Origin of the sequence: Photobacterium swingsii (genome assembly GCF_024346715.1) — a bacterium.
Lineage (GTDB): Bacteria > Pseudomonadota > Gammaproteobacteria > Enterobacterales > Vibrionaceae > Photobacterium > Photobacterium swingsii.
In genome coordinates this window covers 3,497,848-3,516,733 of the sequence record NZ_AP024852.1, presented here as the reverse complement: position 1 = coordinate 3,516,733, position 18,886 = coordinate 3,497,848, and the positions used below count along the sequence as shown (strand labels likewise).

Sequence of the window (18,886 nt, the reverse complement as noted above, 5' to 3'; positions counted from 1 at the left end):
TCATTTTAAGCACGACATGTTGTAAGTGAGAGCCAATGTTCCGTTCCTATGCTGTATTCTCCTCAAATCACCCCTGGATACATGGGTTTATTCTGCTATTAACTTTTATATTCACTATATTATGTGTGTATATGACGTTAGGGGAGGAAAATATATTGTTTTTGCCTCTATTGCTTGTACCTTTGTTGATGACGATTCTTTTTGGGAAAGCATCGGATTACAAAAGAAAATTTCTTCATAGCAACAAGTAGCATCCTTTGTGGATATTATTGGGCGTGATATTGCTTTATTTGTCTTCCTTTGTAGACATTTTGTTGTCTGGCTATATAGAAAACCAAATAATGCTAATCCTAAAGTATTAACACTGAATAATAAAAACGGAGCGTATGCTCCGTTTTATTTTTTGTTAGGTTATTGTTTGAATTAACTTATTAGTGATCGTGCGCTTCACCTGCCCCTTTCGGGTAGCGAATAGATTCCACCATATCTTGCACTTCAGTAGGTACTTCAGCGGTAAACTTATTAACGACAATTGATACCACAAAGTTTAAGCACATTCCTAACGTGCCAATACCTTCTGGACTGATACCAAAGAACCAGTTTTCAGGCGTACTTGCCGCTGGGTTAATGAACTTAAAGTAAATGATATATGATGCAGTGAAAGTGATACCCGTTAGCATGCCTGCGATCGCACCTTCTTTGTTCATTTGCTTATAGAAGATCCCCAGAATAATAGCAGGGAAGAAGGATGCTGCGGCTAGGCCAAATGAGAAGGCGACGACTTGAGCGACAAATCCAGGTGGATTTATCCCTAAGTATCCAGCACCGACAATCGCAACGGCAGCACCAATACGCGCGGCCATCAGCTCTTGCTTATCGGTCATATCTGGCTTAAAGCCTTTTTTCAGTAAGTCGTGTGAAATAGAGGTTGAGATCACCAGCAGTAAACCTGCCGCCGTTGATAATGCCGCTGCTAAGCCACCCGCAGCGAGTAGGGCTACCACCCAGTTAGGCAATTTTGCCAGTTCAGGGCTCGCTAGTACGATAATGTCGCGGTTAATATCCATCTCGTTGCGCTCATCACCCGAGTAGAACATTTTGCCATCGCCATTTTTATCTTCCCATTTAACTAAGCCTGTTTTTTCCCAGTTTGTCACCCAGCTCGGTGCTTGTTCAGCCGTGACACCCTGCATGTCTGGACCGTTGATTGTCTGGATCATATTGACCCGTGCGAATGCGGCAACAGATGGCGCTGTGGTGTACAGCAAAGAGATAAACAACAGTGCCCAGCCAGCAGAGATACGCGCATCTTTGACACGTGGGACAGTGAAGAAACGAATAATAACGTGTGGCAAACCTGCAGTACCGACCATTAGAGCGGCACAGATAAAGAACACATCCACCATACTTTTCGAGCCATCAGTATAGGCAGTAAAGCCAAGCTCTGTGGTTAGGCCATCGAGTTTATCGAGTACATAGGTTTCAGAGCCTGTTAGCGTTGAACCTAAGCCGATTTGTGGGATCGGTGTACCTGTCATCATGATTGAGGTGAAGATCGCTGGTACTAAGAACGCAAAAATGAGTACACAGAATTGGGCAACTTGGGTATAGGTAATGCCTTTCATGCCGCCTAAAACCGCATAGAAGAACACAATCCCCATCCCGATAATGATACCCATATTGATATCGACTTCGAGGAAGCGTGCAAATACGACGCCGACACCTCGCATTTGGCCTGCAACGTAGGTAAACGAAACGAAGATGGCACAAAAGACAGCAACCATACGTGCAGTTTTGGAATAGTAACGTTCACCAATGAAATCTGGGACGGTGAACTGACCGAATTTACGCAGGTAAGGCGCTAGACAAAGGGCAAGCAATACGTAGCCACCGGTCCAACCCATCAGGTATACACCACCGTCGTAACCCACGAAAGAGATGATACCCGCCATTGAAATGAAGGAGGCTGCCGACATCCAGTCTGCCGCGGTTGCCATACCATTTGCTACAGGGTGAACACCGCCCCCAGCAACATAGAATTCACTGGTTGACCCTGCACGTGCCCATATGGCGATGCCGATGTAAACCGCGAAAGTGAGACCCACTAAAATAAACGTCCAAGTTTGAATATCCATGAAATAACCTCTTAGTCTTCCTGTACGTTGAACTTACGATCCAGTGCGTTCATACGCATCACGTAGACAAAAATTAGGGCAACGAAGGTGTAGATAGCTCCCTGTTGTGAGAACCAAAAACCTAGCTTAAAACCACCAATTTGAAAGTTGTTGAGGGCATCCACAAATAAGATCCCTGCGCCGTATGAGACTAAAAACCAGATGGCCAGTAGCGATCCCATGGTGGCGAGATTTTCTCGCCAGTAGGCTTGTGCATGTTCCTTGGATTCAAACGCCATTGCTATCTCCTTACACGTTACGAAAGTAAAAACGCCAACTTGAACGTTAATAAAATGTTACGTAACGACAATAGCAATGAATAGAAAAAGGCACAGTGCAACTTTAGTCGAGGCAGAAACGACAAAATCGCTACGAATGCAGCGATTTTGTGAAGTGAGTGAATATTTGGGGGTGTTAACGAAATGTTGCGTTAGCCTAAGGTCTAACCCATGACGTAAAAATCTTTAATACCAACCAGTAGATTATTGACTGCAACCGCTGCGAGTATTAACCCCATCACGCGGCTAATGATGGCTGCCCCCACATTGCCGATATATTTCTGGATTTTGTTCGCCCCGAGTAACAACAATAAGGTGATCATTAATACACTGAGCATAACGAGAGTTGTCATGAATTGATCGCCCACCGCATAGCGATTGTTATCGGTTAGCATGACTACTGCCATCATAGCACCCGGTGAAGCAATGGATGGAATAGCAAGCGGATACACAGCTAAGTTGCTAAGTTCAGAGTGTTGCACATCTTCTTGGCTGAGTTTGCATTCTTGTTCGACTTTGCTTTCACCGAAAATCATGGTGAGGGCAAATAAGAGCAAGACTAAGCCACCAGCAGCTTGAAAAGCAGGAAGGGGAATTTGCATGGCTTCTAAAAGAATCTGCCCCACAATGACAAAAAATAACAGTACGCCAGTCGCGATCGCGACGGCTTTTAATGCCACTAAGCGACGTTGGTGGGCTGTGAGGTGGTTGGTTTGAGCAAGGTAGACAGGCACAGATCCTATAGGATCAACCACCGCCCAAATAAGAACAAATTGCGTAATTAAAGCACTGAGCAAAATAGCCTCCTTAAAGTGATAGAGAGGAATTGTGTGTAATTTGAGGGTTTAACCTTTATTTATTGTTAAGGATAGCAAAATAACATCATTTTTTATGAAATTATTGCTCTTTTCTTAGGCTTTAGTTGTTACAAAAAAATATGCGAGTAGCCCTTATTGAGGTAACACTGTGGTATCTGATCTTGATATGTAATTATCCCTTTAAATATAAAGGGATAATTAAGAAGCTTAGTCGAAGGGATTGTTGCAATAGGTGTGTGTGGATATTTCTTGTTATAAATCCATTTGCTGCAACAAAATAACAGCCTGCGTTCTATTTTTAACATCAAGCTTGCGGAAAATGGCCGTCATATGGGCTTTAATTGTCGCCTCTGAGACATTTAAATCATAGGCAATTTGCTTGTTGAGTAAACCATCAGAAAGCATGCATAACACTTTGTATTGCTGAGGGGTTAAGGTTGCAATTTTTTCAGCTAACTCGGTATGGTCATCATCATCTGCTTCACTCATGCCTTCAGGGTAAAAGGGTTCCCCTTCTAAAACTTGGCTAAGTGCTGACACTAAAGCGCGCATATCACTCGACTTAGGGATAAAGCCAAATGCACCGTGGCTACGTACCTGTTTGACAACGCTATGCTCTTCACTGGCTGAAATAACTACGATAGGTAAATCGGGGTGCTGACTGCGTAACTGAATCAAGCCTGACATGCCATTGGCACCGGGCATTTTTAGGTCGAGCAGCAATAAATCGACCTCGGCTTCTTCTTTATCGAGTAGGGTTAGCAATGAGTCGAGAGAATCAGCTTCAAGGAGGTTGGCGCCACTAAACGCCATGTGCACGGATTGAAATAATGCATTACGAAATAGCGGGTGATCATCGGCAATGACAATAGTGTACTGGGCTTCCATATCCATCTCATTATTTGTCTTTTTATCTACGCTATCACTGCCTTATGTTGAGATCAATTTGTTAACACTCAAGATCTGCGTTAGATCAGAGCTAGACTGCAAGGGCAAAGCCGTCGCTATCACCTAGCGTTATAACGTCCTCACCCATCAATCATTTAATGCGATGGTTAGGAGTGCTGTTTAGCCAATGCATTTCGCATGAAATCAATGAAATGACTAATGTGCAAAGGGACATAGCCCAACCGCTGATAAAGCATATAAATCGGGCGCGGTGGGGAGTACCATTCAGGCATCATGGTGGTTAATTGTTGTTTATTGAGCGCATCAGCGACCACGTAATTAGGCAGGCAGGCAATCCCTAAACCATTGATGGCTGCTTGCTTGATACTGTTAAGATCTGCAATGGCCATTCGTACAGGGGAGTTGAGCCATACTGTTTCATTATTTTGCTTGGAAGTGAGTGCCCACTCAAACTCGGGTACGCTAGCAAGACGAGCATGAAGGGCTAACTCCTCTGGCGTTTGAGGCGTGCCTTGCTGCTCTAAATAGCAAGGAGAAGCGACCACAATACGCTGAGATTCCCCTATGGTTGCGGCAGCAAAACTGGAGTCGGGTTGCTGGCCGACTCGAAATACCACATCGTATTGCTCTGGGCTGTAATCATGCTGCTGATTTGATAAATGATTAAGCGATAACGTGACTTCTGGATATTGCGCTAAGAACTGATTAAACAGTGGCATGAGTTGGTACGTTAACAAACCGACAGGGGCGGAAATGCGTAACGCGCCACGTGGGGTGTTTTGGCTGCTGTCTTGAATTTCGCTAGTGGCTGCTTCTAAATCATCGATTAACGGCTGGCAGCGCTCGAAGTAATTTTGACCGAGTGGGGTCAATGACACATTGCGGCTGTCACGGATCACCAGTTGGCTACCCAAGGTATCTTCTAGCCGTTGTAACCGACGACTGAGCGTCGCTGGGGGGATATCCAGTGCACTGGCTGCGGCTCTGAAGCTTCCTTGTTGAGCAATCGCAATTAGGGTGCGTAGGTCATCTAACTTCATACCATTTTTGCATCGCTGCATCACGCTTTTACCTCTATCGCATTAGGCGTGCTGTGACTACTATAAGGGTTCAGGTTGTCCTGTCTTCAACCTGAATCTGTAGCAAAACACTGAGACATATCGAATAAGACACTGGGATTGGTGAATTATTCGAGTAGAACACGAACGATGGGAATCCGTTGGTGTTCGGGTCTTCGCCCTAGGATGGGGCGGAGACAATAATCCCCTTCATTTTACCGCGTTTTTCTCCTGCTTTACTCCTTTCTTTACGTATTAAAAACGTAACACTATTTTTCATTCTCTCTTGTTATTCATCCGAGTTAAAACCATCCCTACAACGATAGTAAGCAAATACTAACCAGGTTGAATATATTACCGCTGTTCGGCGGAGTTACCTGCGTGACCTCTCTGACTCCATTCATATTGATGGCATAAAAAAGGCCACCCGAAGGTGACCTTATGCTGTTTTAGTACTTAGTGTATCAAGCGATTACAGAATCATACCGCCGAATAGGAAGCCGAGTGCAACCGAGGTTGAAATCGTCACCACACCAGGGATAAAGAACGGGTGGTTAAAGACCAAGTTACCAATACGGGTAGAGCCTGTGTCATCCATCTCAACCGCTGCTAATAGCGTTGGGTAAGTCGGAAGAACGAATAGCGCACTTACTGCCGCAAATGATGCGATAGCTGTTAGTGGTGCGACACCGATAGCCAGTGCTGCAGGCATAAGTGCTGTGGTAGTTGCACCTTGAGAGTAAAGCAGCATAGAGGCTAGGAACAATACGATAGCCAGCATCCATGGGTAATCACTCAGTAGTGAACCCGCCACTTCTTTGATTCCATCAACGTGAGAGTTAACGAAGGTTGAACCCAACCAAGCTACACCTAGTACACACACACATGCTGTCATACCAGAACGGAACGTTGGCGCCGCTGCGATTTTTGAAGCGTCAATTTTAGTGAATGTCACGATAGCGGCCGCGGCTGCCAGCATCACTGTCATAATCGCTTCGTTACGACCCAGTGCTGGGTTTTCAATTAGGCCAACAGAGCTTGAAATCGCTGCTGCGTAGCACACTACGAAGGCGATAGCAGCAAGGAAGATGTAAGTCGCTGTTTTTGCTGTTGGCAAAATCTCGCGCTTCTCTGTGCCTTTTAGTTTAATCAGACCTTTTTCTAGGCGTTCTTGGTAGATAGGATCATCTTTTAGTTCACAACCTAGGAAGTTAGCTACAAACGCACCAGCCATACATGCTAGGAATGTGGTTGGAATACAAATCGCAAGTAGGGTTAGGTAACCCACACCGAGTGGCTCAAGAATACCTGAGAAGAACACCACCGCCGCTGAAATAGGCGATGCTGTGATAGCGATTTGTGAAGCAACAACGGCAATAGAAAGTGGACGAGAAGGGCGAACACCTTGCTCTTTAGCCACTTCCGCAATAACTGGAAGGGTAGAGAAAGCCGTGTGACCAGTACCCGCCATCAGTGTCATGAGGTATGTCACGATAGGCGCGTAGAAAGTGATGTGTTTAGGGTTTTTACGAAGGAAGTTTTCGGCAATTTCAACCAGCCAGTCCATACCACCAGCCACTTGCATCGCGGCGATAGCTGTAATTACTGACATGATAATAAGGATTACATCTACGGGAATAAAAGATTGACTCGTTGGTACGCCTAAAAAGAGCGATAACACAATGACACCAGCGCCACCGGCTAAACCAATACCAATACCACCGATACGTGCGCCTAAATAAATAAACGCGAGAACAACAAAGAGTTCTACACCAATCATAGGGATCTATCCTGTCTTAAAGTTAATCAAAAAAAATAAAAGGGGGGAATCTGTAGCAAAGAAGGGCGGACACTCGTCCTGAATATCCGCCAAATTTTAAATTATATTGCGAGGGTCGTTACTATTAGTTGTAACGTTTCGCTTTGTATTCTGGGTGCATTAGGTTTTGTACTGAGAAGATGTCGTCTAGTTGTTCTTCTGTTAGAAGACCACGCTCTAGTACAACTTCACGTACACTCTTACCTGTTTCCGCACAAATCTTACCAACGATGTCGCCTTCGTGGTGACCGATGAATGGGTTTAGGTAAGTAACGATACCGATAGAGTTGAACACGAAGTTTTCACATACTTCTTTGTTCACTGTGATACCAACAATACACTTGTCTGTTAGGTTGATAGCGGCATTTTTCAGTAGGTCGATAGACTCGAATAGTGCCTGACCGATCACTGGCTCCATAACGTTCAACTGAAGCTGACCTGCTTCTGCTGCGAAAGTTAGGGTAGTGTCGTTACCAATTACTTTGAAACACACTTGGTTAACCACTTCAGGGATTACTGGGTTAACTTTTGCTGGCATGATAGAAGAACCAGCTTGCATTTCAGGTAGGTTTAGTTCGTTTAGACCAGCACGAGGACCAGAAGAAAGTAGACGTAAGTCGTTACAAATCTTAGATAGTTTCACAGCAGTACGCTTAAGTGCGCCGTGAATCATTACGTAAGCACCACAGTCAGATGTTGCTTCGATAAGGTCTTCAGCAGGTGTACAAGGTAGGCCTGTGATTTCTGCTAGACGTTGAACTGCTAGCTCTTGGTAGCCAGTCGCTGCGTTCAAACCAGTACCGATAGCTGTTGCACCTAGGTTAACTTCAAGTAGAAGTTCAGCGGTGTGCTTAAGGTTTTTGATTTCTTCTTTAATTAGAATGCCGAATGCGTGGAATTCTTGACCTACAGTCATAGGTACTGCGTCTTGAAGTTGGGTACGGCCCATTTTCAATACGTGTGCAAATTCTTTATCTTTTGCATCGAAAGCAGCTTTTAGGTGCTCAAGTGCGTCAAGCATGTTGATGATGCTGTTGTATACAGCAACACGGAAACCTGTTGGGTAAGCACAGTTAGTAGACTGAGATTTGTTCACGTGATCGTTAGGGTTAACGATCTCGTATTCGCCTTTCTCTTTGCCCATTAGCTCAAGCGCTAGGTTAGCAATTACTTCGTTAGTGTTCATGTTAACAGAAGTACCTGCACCACCTTGATATACATCAGATGGGAACTGATCCATGCACTTGCCTGTTTCTAGGATCACGTCACATGCTTTGATGATGTATTCACCAACTTCAGAAGGGATAGCACCGAGTTCTTTGTTTGCCATAGCAGCAGCTTTCTTAGTGAAAACCATACCACGAACAAATTCAGGAACATCTGAGATAGTCGTTTTAGAGATGTTGAAGTTTTCAACAGCGCGAAGAGTGTGGATACCCCAGTAAGCGTCAGCTGGAACGTGACGATCACCAAGTAGATCTTCTTCAATGCGGGTTGCAACGTTAAGAGTTGCTTCGTTTTTTTCTAGATCAATCATCTGAGACATATTGTAGCCTTATGGGGAATCTGCTAAGAAAATTCAAATGTTGAGCCAGTTCTGAATAAGAATCCATTCTGCAGAAGTGTTGGCTAGATGATCGTACCTGACACCTTTATTTGCTGACGATAATACTCCCCTTTAGGGGTAAAAACATAACCCAGATCACTTTTTTGAATGACCTAGTTTTATTTGCATAAAAACGAGAGTTCGCTCACATTTGCTGTTAACAATAGAGACGCTGAATAAGATGAAAAATGACCAAATATAATAGAATGTGAAAGGTTTGTTTGTTTTATCTTGTCACAAATAATGCAGGCTCTGTCTACGCCATGGCGCTTGAAAAATGCCACAATGCCCGCATAGTTTAGATGTACTCTAATTTTTCATGTTGGCCAGCGAAAATGATAGCGTTGGGCGGCAATTATCACAGACCACCAAGAGGTAAGTCGTGTTTCCTATTTTAATGTTTCTTTTTATTGTTGTGCCAATTGTAGAAATCGCCTTGTTTGTTCAAGTGGGTGGTTTTCTTGGGATGTGGCCAACAATAGGACTTGTGCTGGTAACGGCTATTGTGGGCGCATCACTGGTGCGTAGCCAAGGCATTGCAACCTTAATGTCGGTGCAAGGCAAGTTGGCGCAAGGCGAGCTGCCTGCTCAACAAATCGTGGAAGGTGTGATGCTAGCGGTTGCGGGTGTACTCCTATTAACGCCGGGCTTTATGACTGACTTCCTTGGTATGGCGGTGTTGTTACCTGCGCCACGCGCGTACTTAGCCAAGCAGCTAATGAGCCGCGTTAAAGTGAGCAGTATGGGTGCAGGAGCTGGCTTTAGCGGTGGTTTCGGTGGCGGTCAGGGGTTCAATGGTCAAGGCCCCTTTGATCAACAAGGGCCGTTTGACCCACAAGACCCCTTTGGGTCTCAGCGCCGTGATCAAAATGGTGATGTATTTGATGGTGAGTTCGAGCGTAAAGGTGAAGAGAAAAAAGACGATGATACGCCACGCTTACCTTAATTCATCCCGCAACATGATAGTTTGTATGACAATATGTGAATGATAAAAAAGCAGCCTTGGCTGCTTTTTTTGTTCATATCTTATTTTATTTGACGAGAGAAAAGAGGGATTCGTGGTGTGTTTTTTTATCGCTATGCTTAACCTGTTTGAGCGAGATGGAGGCGTTGCACCCGAAGCGCATAACAGTAGGCACCAATACCACTGAAAATGTTGGCGATCGCGATGCCGATAAACAGCCCTTCGGTGCCATAGACTTGGCTGCCGACCCATGCTGCAGGTAACAAAAAAGCGAATAATCGAAGTAGGTTCCAAATCAATGCATTCATGGGTTTATGCATCGCATTTAGTCCGCTAATTAATAGCATGCAAACGGCCTGTAAGCCGTAGCTGATTGGTACCACCATCAAATAATGCCACAGTAAGCTTTGCACTTGACTGTCTTGACTGAAAATCGCCGACAGTGGCCAGCTGAGCGGTACCATCATGACAAAGACCAACAGCTGAAACAGAATGGCAAAGCGCATTGCTAGAAAAAGGGCTTTAAACGCGCGGTGTGGATTATTCGCACCAAGATTTTGTGCCATAAACGGCATTAAGGCTGATCCTAATGACATCATCACAATGACAAGTAATGATTCTATGCGCATAGCAGCACCGTAGGCAGCGACGGACGTTGTCCCTTGGGCGGCCAAAATAGTCATCAATAATGCGCCGGATAAGGGGTTGAGGGCACTGGATAATCCCGCAGGCGTGCCCACCTCTAATACCTGACGCCAATCTTGCAATAATTTAGTGGGTTTAGGCCAAGCAAGCAGCTTTTCTCGCATCGTCAGTACGTATAAAGATCCAATCAAGGCACACGCCCAGCTGACGCCACTGGCAATCGCTGCGCCTTGTACGCCAAGCTCAGGAAAGGGGCCATAGCCGAAGATCAATAAAGGATCCAAGATACCATTGATCAAGCCTGCTAGCATCATGATCTTGGCGGGAGTTTTGGTATCTCCTGTTGCACGTATTGCACTGTTCCCTGCCATTGGAATGACCAAGAGTGGAATAGCGACGTACCACACAGACATGTATTCATGAATGATGGGTAGCAAACTTGGTGATGCCCCTAATAAGGAAAACAAAGGCTCTATGGTGACAAAGCCCAAGCTCGATGCGGTAATCATCATGATCACGGCCAACAATAAACCGTGACTGGAAAAGCGTGCCGCCGATGCCATATCCCCTTGGCCCAGTAAGCGCCCAATCGAAGTGGATAGACCCACACCGACACCCATGGTGATACAGTTCAATGCAAAAGTGACAGGGAAGGTGAAGCTGACAGCGGCTAGTGCTTCGGTTCCCAGCAACGAAATAAAGAAGGTATCAACCAGATTGAACATTAGAATTGCCACCATACCAAACACCATAGGGATGGTTAGGCGGCGTAAAACGTCATCAATGGGAGCCGTAAGCAGCCCGTGTTTATCTGGGGTAGTTATTCGCGTCATAGTTGTCTCGACGTTAAGATGCTCGCTCACCCTAAAGCAAAGAATGTGACGGGGCAAAAGTTCTAGAATAAATTTTTAAATTATTTCAGCCATAAGGCTTGGGTTACAGAAAATCGACCCAACATGCTATGTATCGAAGGAGTAAGCGCCTTATATTATCTTACTCACTTATTTTATTGGACATAACCAAATTAGGAGAGACGACCGATGAATATTCGTCCATTACATGACCGAGTTATCGTTGAACGCCAAGAAGTTGAATCTAAGTCTGCTGGTGGCATCGTTCTTACTGGTTCTGCCGCTGAAAAATCAACGCGTGGTGTGATCCTTGCTGTAGGTAAAGGTCGCATTCTAGAGAACGGTACTGTACAAGCGCTGGACGTTAAAGTTGGTGACACAGTTATCTTCGCTGAAGGCTACGGCACTAAATCAGAAAAAATCGACGGTAAAGAAGTGCTAATCATGTCTGAAAACGACATCATGGCAATCGTTGAATAATCCATTCACCAATATCAAGAATTAAGAAAGGAAACTGACATGGCTGCTAAAGACGTAAAATTTGGTAATGACGCACGCGTACGCATGCTAGAAGGTGTAAACGTTCTAGCTGACGCAGTAAAAGTAACGTTAGGCCCTAAAGGTCGTAACGTCGTATTAGATAAATCTTTCGGTGCACCAACTATCACTAAAGATGGTGTATCTGTAGCGCGTGAAATTGAACTGGAAGACAAATTCCAGAACATGGGCGCACAAATGGTTAAAGAAGTAGCGTCTCAAGCTAACGATGCTGCGGGTGACGGTACAACAACAGCAACGGTACTTGCGCAAGCAATTATCACTGAAGGTCTAAAAGCGGTTGCTGCGGGCATGAACCCAATGGATCTTAAGCGCGGTATCGACAAAGCTGTTACTGCCGCTGTTGAAGAATTAAAAGCACTGTCTGTACCTTGTGAAGATACCAAAGCAATCGCACAGGTAGGTACTATCTCTGCAAACTCTGACGAGACTGTCGGTAACCTAATTGCAGAAGCAATGGAAAAAGTAGGCCGTGACGGTGTTATTACGGTTGAAGAAGGTCAAGCACTTCAAGATGAACTAGATGTTGTTGAAGGTATGCAGTTCGACCGCGGTTACCTATCGCCTTACTTCATCAACAACCAAGAAGCGGGTTCGGTTGATCTTGAAAGCCCATTCATTCTACTTGTAGATAAGAAAGTATCGAACATTCGTGAACTACTTCCTGCTCTAGAAGGCGTTGCAAAAGCATCACGTCCACTACTGATTATTGCAGAAGACGTAGAAGGCGAAGCACTAGCAACACTTGTTGTGAACAACATGCGCGGTATCGTGAAAGTAGCTGCTGTTAAAGCGCCTGGTTTCGGTGACCGTCGTAAGTCAATGCTACAAGACATCGCAGTACTAACTGCAGGTACAGTAATCTCTGAAGAGATTGGTCTTGAGCTAGAAAAAGTACAACTTGAAGATCTAGGCCAAGCGAAGCGCATTACTATCACCAAAGAAGCAACGACTATCATTGACGGTGCTGGTGAAGAAGCAATGATTGAAAGCCGTGTTGTGCAAATTCGTCAACAAATCGAAGATGCAACATCGGATTATGACAAAGAAAAACTTCAAGAGCGCGTAGCTAAACTGGCTGGCGGTGTAGCAGTAATCAAAGTGGGTGCTGCAACAGAAGTTGAAATGAAAGAGAAAAAAGACCGCGTAGAAGATGCACTACATGCAACTCGTGCAGCGGTTGAAGAAGGTGTTGTTGCTGGTGGTGGTGTAGCACTAATCCGCGCAGCATCAAAAGTTGCAAACCTAGAAGGTAGCAACGAAGAACAAAACGTAGGTATCCGCGTTGCACTTCGTGCAATGGAAGCACCTATCCGTCAAATCACTAAAAACGCAGGTGATGAAGAGTCAGTTGTGGCGAACAACGTTCGTGCAGGCGAAGGTAACTACGGCTACAACGCTGCAACAGGTGAATACGGCGATATGATCGCAATGGGTATCCTAGACCCTACAAAAGTAACGCGTTCTGCACTGCAGTTCGCAGCATCAGTTGCTGGTCTAATGATCACAACAGAAGCTATGGTTACAGACCTACCAGCGAAAGACGCACCAGCAATGCCTGATATGGGCGGCATGGGTGGTATGGGTGGTATGGGCGGCATGATGTAGTGCGACGAGAGTCGTGCTAGCTGAGACCTATTTCACATTATTGAAATAGGCTCGCTCAGAGTGGTTGATGAAAATCGCCACTCGCTCTAAGGTAATAAATGAGGTCTTCGTATCTCATTTATTACCTACCAGACTAGGAGTTGGAAAGTCTGGTACCTGAAATACGGTCACTCCCTCCCACCAATAATGCCTTAGGGCAATAGGGTCAATCAATGCGCAAGTCTATTGCCATTGGTAGATTGAATGATCCTGTCAAATACTGAACTCCAGTAAACTCAAACTACAGTCTTAATGATTACGACTAGTCGATCCTTGCGTTTGGTTAACGCTTGATCGATCAACTATTCATAGCTTCTCTGTGAATTCAATAAAACAGCATCGTTAGACATATTCGGTATGTCGAGACTTTGCTTGTCTGTTTAACCAACAAAAGAAAATTGAGCGACAGCTAGCAATGGCAAAAGCTTATGCTCATATTGTTCGTAGTTAAATGTAACTATTTAATTAACGAACCAATTGTGTAGTCAATTGTAGCCTAGGGCTAGTGCATCTTTGGTAACGGAGATGTGCGAAGCTCCCTGACAATGTACTCCCGTATCTGCGGTTAATTTCAAGTGTGAACTTGGGTTAAGACAACCTAAATACAATAGGTTTAGAGGCTAGGCTAGGTAATATGGCGAACATACGTGAACTGTTAATAAACACCGTCAGCCGCAATAAGCGAAATGTATTGATACGCTTTAACCAAAAAGGTAAGTGGTCAAGCTATTCCTTTTACATCTGGGAATACACTACTGACGTACCACCGGTGAATAGACAGCGCCTACGTTATCTTTGTATGAACATAGGAACTCGGTAAGCCCTATTAATCGCCTAATTTAGGCAGGAAAACCGCAAGGCAATCTGATGGTTAAGAGGGTAAAGGAGGAGAGAAAAAGCGAATGTTTTACTGTAATGGTAAAAATAGAGGTTCAAAATTTGCCTCACGTGAAAGCGTGCTAACTTCTTTCTGGTCTTTAATCGTGTGAAAACATGTAAAGCCACCAAAATACGTTTAAACGTTTAATTCAAACTAACCCCATAGGGATAAAGAAACTTTATCCCTATGGGGTAATTGTCTCTTTTCCTAGGAGTGTGTTTGGCTAACTAGGAGAAAAGCAAGATGAGTAATTCTTCTGAATTACCTGCATTCTCACACTCAGAATTGCATTGGCACAGTATTAACTGGGAGTTAATGTATCAAAGAGTGAGGGGGCTACAGGTCAGGATCGCGAAAGCAACACTGAAGTCTGATTGGAGACAAGTTAAACAACTGCAACGCATGTTAACTCATTCGTTTGCTGCCAAAGTAATCGCCATTAGGCGTGTTACAGAAAATCGAGGGAAAAGCACTCCAGGGGTAGATGGAGCAATCTGGAATACTCCTGCATCGAAGTGGAACGCTATAAGCAAACTTAGTCGCAAAGGTTATAAACCAAAGCCGCTAAAGCGTGTTTATATTCCAAAAGCTAATGGTAAACGTAGACCTCTTGGCATTCCAACAATGACCGATAGAGCGATGCAGGCCTTATATCTGCTAGCTCTAGAACCCGTTGCTGAATCTCAAGCAGATCGTAATAGTTATGGCTTTCGTCCAAATCGCTCCTGTGCTGATGCTATCGAACAATGCTTCGTGAATCTCAGCCGAAAATCTAGTGCTCAATGGGTGCTAGAAGGAGATATCAAAGGGTGCTTTGACCACATTAGCCATGAATGGCTTATTACTCATATTCCTATGGATAAAGTAATACTTCGAAAATGGCTAAAAGCTGGATTCATGGAATCAGGAAAATTTAATCCAACGGATGCAGGTACACCTCAAGGTGGAATTATTTCACCTGTGCTTGCAAACTTGGCATTAGATGGCTTGGAAGCAGTATTGGAAGCCCATTTTGGGAAGAAAAATACTAAAGCTAGCTATAAAACCAAAGTTAATTATGTGCGTTATGCTGATGACTTCATCATTACTGGTATATCGAAAGAGTTACTGGAAAGGGAGGTGCTACCACTTGTTCGAGCCTTCATGGCTGGGAGAGGGTTACAGCTTTCTAAAGAGAAGACATTAATTACGCGTATAGATGAAGGTTTTGATTTCCTTGGTCAGAATTTACGTAAATACAATGGCAAGATGATAATTAAGCCATCGAATAAAAACGTTAAGGTGTTTCTGCGAAACATACGTGATTACCTCAATAGTCATAAAACGGTGCCAGCAAAAGCAGTTATAGCAAAGCTGAATCCTATGATCCGAGGATGGTGTAATTACCATCGTTGGGTCTGCGCTAGTGAGACATTCAAATATGTAGATTACAGAATCTGGAAAATGCTATGGCAGTGGTGTCGCCGTATACACCAAAATCGCCATAAACGCTGGGTTAAAGAGAAATATTTTAAAACAGTAGGTGAGAGAAACTGGGTGTTTAGTGCTCCAAAACCAAACAGAGAAGATGGCTACTATCGCTTGCTTAATGCAGCGAGAGTAAAAATTGATAAGCATGTGAAAATTCGGGCATTAGCGAATTGTTATCTACCTGATGACGAGCAATATTTTGAGCGTCTAAAGATGCAAAGGTTGAAGAAATCTTTAGCGGGTAGCATGAAGCTATGGAAGATTGTCGAAAGACAAGATTTTAAGTGCTCTATATGTCGTCAACAGTTTAACTCTCAGGATGAGTGGGATATTCACCATATTATTCGGAGGGTTGATGGCGGTTCAGATATCAGTTCAAACTTGACGATGTTACACATAAATTGTCATCGGCAACTTCACAACATGACAGATGGGAGTCCTTCGACTCCCATAATGTTTATATGAAGAATGTTCCTATGTGGTAAGCCATAAGAAGCATTGCTGGAGATATGTTTATTTGGATACTTATATTCATAACGTCCTCTCACTTGGGTTGATAACTCGATTAACTTATCGAGAGTAACCTGTCCAAAGAAAGGGGGCTACAACACGAAAATGTTGTTGGCTCTGTTGCTGATCCTTATAAAATAATAAGGGTTTATAAAGGCTTGAGCCGTATGCGGGGAAACTCGCACGTACGGTTCTTAGGGGGCGGTGGCGCAGTAATGCGTTGCTGCTACCCGACAGCCGACCCTATCATCTCATTGCTAGGAGCTCCAATAATTACGTCGGAAGTGCTCATTTACTCGCGTAAACTCCGCGCTTCCTTCTTGCTCTGGAAGCTCCCAGCGTCGAGCTGACAGTTTCTTAAGCCGAGGTTTATACCTCGGCTTTTTTACGTCTGTAGAAAGTGGGGGGAGGAATATGGGGTAATGTGGCAGTAAAAATGCCTCCTCATTAAGCCTCATACGTATTCTTCTATAACTGAACTACTTCCTAAAAAGGCTCTATCTCGCTTATATCGATGGTTTTCCAGCCGATTTTCCTCAGTACAGTTCACCTGTGAAAAAGCACAATAAGCTGTACGCATTTTTTGTTTAATAAAATCAATTGCTTATGTTTTATTTTTAGTTGTTGGAGTATGGGTGCTAAATTGATCACCATTTTCCAGTACATTAAGGGGAAAGCGGTACATGCTTGAGGAGGGTAATCGACGTTATAGTATGATCTATTAATTCTTGCTGCTTGTCTTCTGTTACTTCGCTGCTGTATTGGCCCTGTGTTTATGCGTTTCATCTTGGTTATTCATGCCTGTCATCCACTGTCGTATTTCTTGTTTTCAAAGGAAAAGAAATGCGACACCCTAAACGAGGAAAAAGCCAGAAAAGCTGCACGATATTTTTAATTGTTTTAAAACAATGGCTTATGATGACTCTGAGTCGTTTTTATATCATGGCGTTCTTTTTGTGTTCCTTTTTGCTGTTTTTTAAGTGAAAAGCTGCACGTCTATGGAAGCAGGGGATTGTTGGAAGGTTGAAATTGGTCGTAATAGGCTAAAAAGTGTCATGAGCAGTTCACTTTGAAAAAAGCCAGAAAAGCTGCACACTATTTTAATCTTTTAAAATCAGTCACTTATGATTGTTGTGAGCGGTTTGGATTAAAAATGCAAATGCGTTCACCTTTTAGCTGCTAAGTTTTACATAAGCTGTACTTGCTTTTACGGTTGAAAATCGGATTAATGAACAACCATACAATGCTACATCGCATTATGTGTGGGAATGAATGGTCAAAAGCAGGTGATCCCCCCCTTATGTAAAAGTGGGTGCAGTTATACCCATTTATGAAATGCGGTAAAAAATAATTTAAATAGCCAGAGAGTGGTTTGATTAAGATTTTGATTTTAAATGTTTATTTTTTATAGGCGGCGCTCGATGCGTTTTTTGAATATAAAGAAAAAGCAGCTGAAAATTCAGCTGCTTTTGATTAAAGCGAATTAAAAATTCGCAGAGAGGTTTTGTGGCTAAAACACGTTACCGTTGTTTTATCTATCGCACTTGCTGCTGTCTATTACTGATCTTGCAACAAGCGACGGCTTTTTTTCTGAGCGTTCTTTTCGATATAGTCGATAATCATGCCAGCAATATCTTTGCCTGTGGCCGCTTCAATTCCTTCAAGGCCTGGTGATGAGTTGACTTCCATCACTAGCGGACCACGTTCAGAGCGAAGTAGGTCTACACCTGCCACGCTTAAGCCCATAGCTTTTGCTGCTGCAACGGCTGTTTTGCGTTCTTCTGGTGTGATCTTAATTAACGATGCACTACCACCACGGTGAAGGTTGGATCGGAATTCACCTTCAGCCGCTTGACGCTTCATGGCGGCAATGACTTTGTCACCAATCACGAAACAACGAATATCAGCACCGCCTGCCTCTTTAATGTATTCCTGCACCATGATATTGGCTTTTAAGCCCATGAATGCCTCGATAACACTTTCGGCAGCTTTTTGGGTCTCAGCTAAAACCACGCCGATGCCTTGTGTACCCTCTAGCAGCTTAATGACTAGCGGTGCACCACCAACCATTTTAATGAGGTCTGGTACATCATCCGGCTTGCTTGCAAAGCCAGTGATAGGCATACCAACGCCTTTACGGCTGAGTAATTGTAATGAACGCAATTTGTCACGAGAGCGAGAAATCGCAATCGATGGGTTAATCGAAAACACATTCATCATTTCGAACTGACGTAATACCGAACATCCATAAAAAGTGATGTCAGCACCAATACGCGGAATGATGGCGTCGAAGCCTGTTAAGTCATTACCTTCAAAATGAATTGAAGGTTGAACCGAGTTGATATTCATATAACAGCGCAATGCGTTAATGATCACTGGCTCATGACCGCGTGCTTCACACGCTTCACGTAGACGACGGGTAGAGTATAAGTTTTCGTTTTGGGAAAGAATGCCAATTTTCATTGCGTTACTCGCGACAAATAGAAATTTAATGACCAGCAGAGGGAAGTTTGGCGAACTTCCTTAGAGCCTTGTTGCCCGTTGCTGAATGGATGGCGACTATGCACGCAAAATGAGCGGAAATCGAGAGTTATGACGATGATATTTTTTTATCGACAGGATAGAGAATGCTGATGAAGTGATGAGCCCAGTCAGCAGGCTGCTGACTGGACGAGGTACGCTGAATTAGCGATTTAAGA

At 44.0% G+C, this 18,886-nt stretch carries 13 protein-coding genes; 4 read left to right on the top strand and 9 right to left on the bottom strand.

All coding sequences use genetic code 11. The annotated features are described in order from the left end of the window. Positions 1-431: 431 nt before the first annotated feature. The 7 genes from OCU77_RS15925 to aspA all read right to left on the bottom strand — a co-directional run bounded on the left by OCU77_RS15925 (position 432) and on the right by aspA (position 8,602). Positions 432-2,135 carry a sodium:solute symporter family protein gene (locus OCU77_RS15925; protein WP_048899860.1) on the bottom strand — a complete coding sequence of 568 codons (1,704 nt, stop codon included), beginning with the start codon at positions 2,133-2,135 and terminating at the stop codon, positions 432-434. Positions 2,136-2,146: 11 nt separating this feature from the next. After that, positions 2,147-2,413 (bottom strand): DUF4212 domain-containing protein, encoded by a 267-nt coding sequence (locus OCU77_RS15920; protein WP_048899861.1) that lies wholly within the window; start codon positions 2,411-2,413, stop codon positions 2,147-2,149. Positions 2,414-2,616: 203 nt separating this feature from the next. Continuing rightward, entirely contained in the window at positions 2,617-3,249 is a 633-nt protein-coding gene (locus OCU77_RS15915; RefSeq protein ID WP_107303045.1) for a MarC family protein, read from the bottom strand. 273 nt (positions 3,250-3,522) lie between these two features. Beyond that, positions 3,523-4,158 (bottom strand): response regulator transcription factor, encoded by a 636-nt coding sequence (locus tag OCU77_RS15910; RefSeq protein ID WP_048899862.1) that lies wholly within the window; start codon positions 4,156-4,158, stop codon positions 3,523-3,525. A 167-nt stretch (positions 4,159-4,325) separates the two neighbouring features. Further along, positions 4,326-5,240, bottom strand: a complete 915-nt coding sequence (locus OCU77_RS15905) for a LysR family transcriptional regulator (protein WP_048899863.1) — start codon at positions 5,238-5,240, stop codon at positions 4,326-4,328. A gap of 469 nt (positions 5,241-5,709) precedes the next feature. After that, entirely contained in the window at positions 5,710-7,017 is a 1,308-nt protein-coding gene (locus tag OCU77_RS15900; protein WP_048899864.1) for an anaerobic C4-dicarboxylate transporter, read from the bottom strand. A 124-nt stretch (positions 7,018-7,141) separates the two neighbouring features. Continuing rightward, positions 7,142-8,602: an aspartate ammonia-lyase gene (gene aspA, locus OCU77_RS15895; protein WP_048899865.1), complete on the bottom strand. Its 1,461-nt coding sequence runs from the start codon at positions 8,600-8,602 to the stop codon at positions 7,142-7,144. Positions 8,603-9,044: 442 nt separating this feature from the next. Here aspA and OCU77_RS15890 point away from each other — a divergent pair, with 442 nt between their 5' ends. Beyond that, positions 9,045-9,608, top strand: coding sequence for an FxsA family protein (locus tag OCU77_RS15890; protein ID WP_048899866.1), 564 nt, complete (start codon positions 9,045-9,047; stop codon positions 9,606-9,608). Between the two features lie 137 nt (positions 9,609-9,745). Here the strand turns inward: OCU77_RS15890 and OCU77_RS15885 are convergent, their stop codons facing one another. Further along, a complete protein-coding gene (locus OCU77_RS15885) occupies positions 9,746-11,104 on the bottom strand; it encodes an MATE family efflux transporter (protein ID WP_107303044.1) in 1,359 nt (452 codons plus the stop codon). A gap of 207 nt (positions 11,105-11,311) precedes the next feature. On the opposite strand from OCU77_RS15885, the gene OCU77_RS15880 reads away from it, so the two are divergent. The 3 genes from OCU77_RS15880 (at position 11,312) to ltrA (ending at position 16,142) form a co-directional block, all read left to right on the top strand. Further along, positions 11,312-11,602 (top strand): co-chaperone GroES, encoded by a 291-nt coding sequence (locus OCU77_RS15880; protein ID WP_048899867.1) that lies wholly within the window; start codon positions 11,312-11,314, stop codon positions 11,600-11,602. Between the two features lie 39 nt (positions 11,603-11,641). Then, positions 11,642-13,288 carry a chaperonin GroEL gene (groL, locus tag OCU77_RS15875; protein WP_048899868.1) on the top strand — a complete coding sequence of 549 codons (1,647 nt, stop codon included), beginning with the start codon at positions 11,642-11,644 and terminating at the stop codon, positions 13,286-13,288. A gap of 1,162 nt (positions 13,289-14,450) precedes the next feature. After that, positions 14,451-16,142, top strand: coding sequence for a group II intron reverse transcriptase/maturase (gene ltrA / locus OCU77_RS15870; RefSeq protein WP_048899869.1), 1,692 nt, complete (start codon positions 14,451-14,453; stop codon positions 16,140-16,142). A 1,602-nt stretch (positions 16,143-17,744) separates the two neighbouring features. Here the strand turns inward: ltrA and rimK are convergent. Beyond that, on the bottom strand, positions 17,745-18,650 hold the full coding sequence (rimK, locus tag OCU77_RS15865) for a 30S ribosomal protein S6--L-glutamate ligase (RefSeq protein ID WP_048899871.1): 906 nt from the start codon (positions 18,648-18,650) through the stop codon (positions 17,745-17,747). Positions 18,651-18,886: the final 236 nt, after the last annotated feature.